Source organism: Pseudoalteromonas sp. S558 (assembly GCF_005886635.1).
Lineage (GTDB): Bacteria > Pseudomonadota > Gammaproteobacteria > Enterobacterales > Alteromonadaceae > Pseudoalteromonas > Pseudoalteromonas aliena.
Window position 1 is genome coordinate 1 of record NZ_PNDU01000164.1, and the last position, 2,984, is coordinate 2,984.

The 2,984-nt window shown below is 39.4% G+C and carries 2 protein-coding genes; both read left to right on the plus strand.

Annotated features, from left to right (window positions below):
- Positions 1 to 150 precede the first annotated feature (150 nt).
- A complete protein-coding gene (gene spoT / locus CWB66_RS12545; RefSeq protein ID WP_077536288.1) occupies positions 151 to 2,256 on the plus strand; it encodes a bifunctional GTP diphosphokinase/guanosine-3',5'-bis pyrophosphate 3'-pyrophosphohydrolase in 2,106 nt (701 codons plus the stop codon).
- Positions 2,257 to 2,268: 12 nt separating this feature from the next.
- Positions 2,269 to 2,661, plus strand: a complete 393-nt coding sequence (gene ridA, locus CWB66_RS12550) for a deaminase RidA (protein WP_077536289.1) — start codon at positions 2,269 to 2,271, stop codon at positions 2,659 to 2,661.
- Positions 2,662 to 2,984: the final 323 nt, after the last annotated feature.

The window sequence follows — 2,984 nt, forward strand, 5'->3', positions numbered from 1 at the left end:
AAGGGTTCTGCCTAGGGGCAATTTACTCTTTGTTGCTCGGTTTTTACTTAGCCCGCTAGGCTAAAAATCTCGCGCCGCGATTAAATCGCCCCTAGATTGAACAAATTTTAATCCACAAAGGTCAACAGGCCCTAGAACATTGGAGTGTAAATGTATCTTTTTGAAGGTCTAAAAAAGAAAATTTCTGAATACTTGCCTGCCGCAGATGTGGAGCTAGTACAAAAATCTTACGTGGTAGCCCGAGAGGCCCATGAAGGACAAACTCGCTCAAGCGGCGAGCCTTACATAACTCATCCTGTTGAAGTAACCCAAATTCTTGCCGGCATGCATCTTGACCATGAAACGCTCATGGCGGCGTTAATGCATGATGTAATTGAAGATACCGATTTTAGCCAACAAGATTTAGCCGAAATTTTTGGTGAAACGGTTGCTGAATTGGTTGAAGGCGTAAGTAAGCTCGATAAGCTCAGCTTTAAAGACAAAAAAGAATTTCAAGCTGAAAACTACCGTAAAATGATTATGGCAATGACTCAAGACATACGAGTTATTTTAATCAAGCTTGCTGATAGAACTCACAATATGCGTACATTGGGCGCTCTTCGCCCCGATAAACGCCGCCGTATAGCACGCGAAACACTAGAAATATACGCGCCAATAGCAAACCGTTTAGGTATTCACGATATTAAAAATGAACTTGAAGATTTAGGTTTTCAAGCTCTATATCCTATGCGCCATCGTGCACTTAAATCTGAAGTTGCAAAAGCACGTGGTAATCGAAAAGAAGTTATTTCAAATATTCAAAACGAAATTGAAGCACGCCTTGAAGAATCAGGCATAAAAGCGACGGTATCGGGCCGCGAAAAGCACCTTTATAGTATTTATAAAAAAATGCTCAATAAAGAGCTGTTATTTAACGAAGTCATGGATATTTACGCGTTTAGAATTGCGGTTGACTCTATGGATACGTGCTATCGCGTATTAGGTGTTGCTCACAGTCTTTATAAGCCGATTGAAACGCGCTTTAAAGACTATATTGCAGTGCCTAAAACCAATGGCTATCAGTCGCTTCATACTTCTTTAGTTGGCCCACACGGCATACCTGTTGAGATCCAAATTCGTACTCACGATATGGATCATATGGCAGACAAAGGCGTGGCCGCACACTGGATGTATAAAAAATCGGGTGATGGCGCGGGTAATACGTCACAACAACGTGCTCGTCAATGGATGCAAAGCTTATTAGAGCTTCAGCAAAGTGCTGGTTCGTCATTTGAATTTATTGAAAACGTGAAAACTGAGCTATTCCCTGAAGAAATTTACGTATTTACGCCAGATGGTCGGATAGTTGAATTACCGATGGGCGCAACCGCTGTTGATTTTGCATATGCTGTGCACACTGACGTTGGTAATACGTGCGTAGGGGCAAGAGTAAATCGTAAACCTTATCCATTGAGTAAAGCACTGGATACCGGCCAAACAATAGAAGTAATTACAAGCTCTGGCGCGCACCCAAATGCAACTTGGCTAAACTTTATTGTTACCGGTAAAGCACGTTTAGGTGTTCGTAACTACCTTAAAAGTCAGCATCATGAAGAAGCGCTGTTATTGGGTAGACGTTTACTTGATTCAGCATTAGGTGAAAATAAGTTAGATAGTATTGCTGATGAAAATATAGCACGCGTACTTGAAGAGCATGAGCTTTCTACATTACTTGAGCTATTAGTCGCAATAGGCTCTGGTAATCTAATGAGTATGTTAATTGCTAAACGCTTGTTACAAAACGAAAATGATGATTTAACAGATATTACTAATCAAGCCAAAGCAACTATTATCGGCACCGAAGGCATGTTAGTTAATTACTCTAAGTGTTGCCGCCCTGTACCAGGGGATGCTATAACGGCGCATGTAAGCCAAGGTAAAGGCCTGACTGTTCATCGCCAAGAATGTAAAAACATTCGTGGTTGGGAAAATGAACGCTCTAAATACCTTGTTGTAAAATGGGACGATAACCCAGAAAAAGAATACATTGCTGCGCTTAGGGTTGAAATTATTAATCATCAAGGCGCATTAGCAAAATTAACCAATGTTGTTGCTACAACCCAAGCCAATATTGTCGAAATTGCCACCGATGAAAAAGAAAGTAATTTATACGTGATAGATTTAGGGGTCACCGTTAAAAACCGTGTCCATGTTGCTAACATTATGCGTAAAATTCGTGTAATGCCTGATGTTCAAAAAGTCTATCGTAAAAAGTAAAATAGGAAACTCATGAATAAAGCATTTATTTCTACCGACAAAGCACCAGCAGCTATTGGCACATACAGCCAAGCAGTTAAAGTTGGTACCGCTGTTTATTTATCTGGCCAAATCCCATTAGTGCCAGAAACCATGGAAGTTATATCAGAAGACTTTAGCGAACAAACACATCAAGTATTTAAAAATATTGCTGCTGTATGTGAAGAAGCTGGCGGTCAGATACACGACCTAGTTAAGGTAAATATTTACCTTACTGATTTATCAAACTTTGCTATTGTTAACGAAGTAATGAGCCAATACTTTAAAAAGCCATACCCAGCGCGTGCTGCGATTGGAGTACGTGCATTACCAAAAAATGTGCAAGTTGAGATTGATGGCATTATGGAGCTTCCTTCAACTAACTAATATTATTTTTGAGCTATAGACCTGCGCTATAGCTCAAACCTTCTTGCCTCTTCCTACACCACTTTGTTTTTCTTGATTTCTTGACTCAAAAGTAAATTAATAGCACTCTATAATTAGGTTGTTAATACAAACATAACTTAACCTGAACTCAGGATAATAAATCTATCTCAAGCAGCTATTTTCAGCGCTAACTGCGTTGAATTTACTTGCAATAGGCCAGCTATTGACGCGTAAATTCGCCTTGTTTTCACTGAAAATCTCTGGCTAGAGAAAAATAAATTTAAATATCATTATGATTCAATATATTAGTAAATATCTTAACC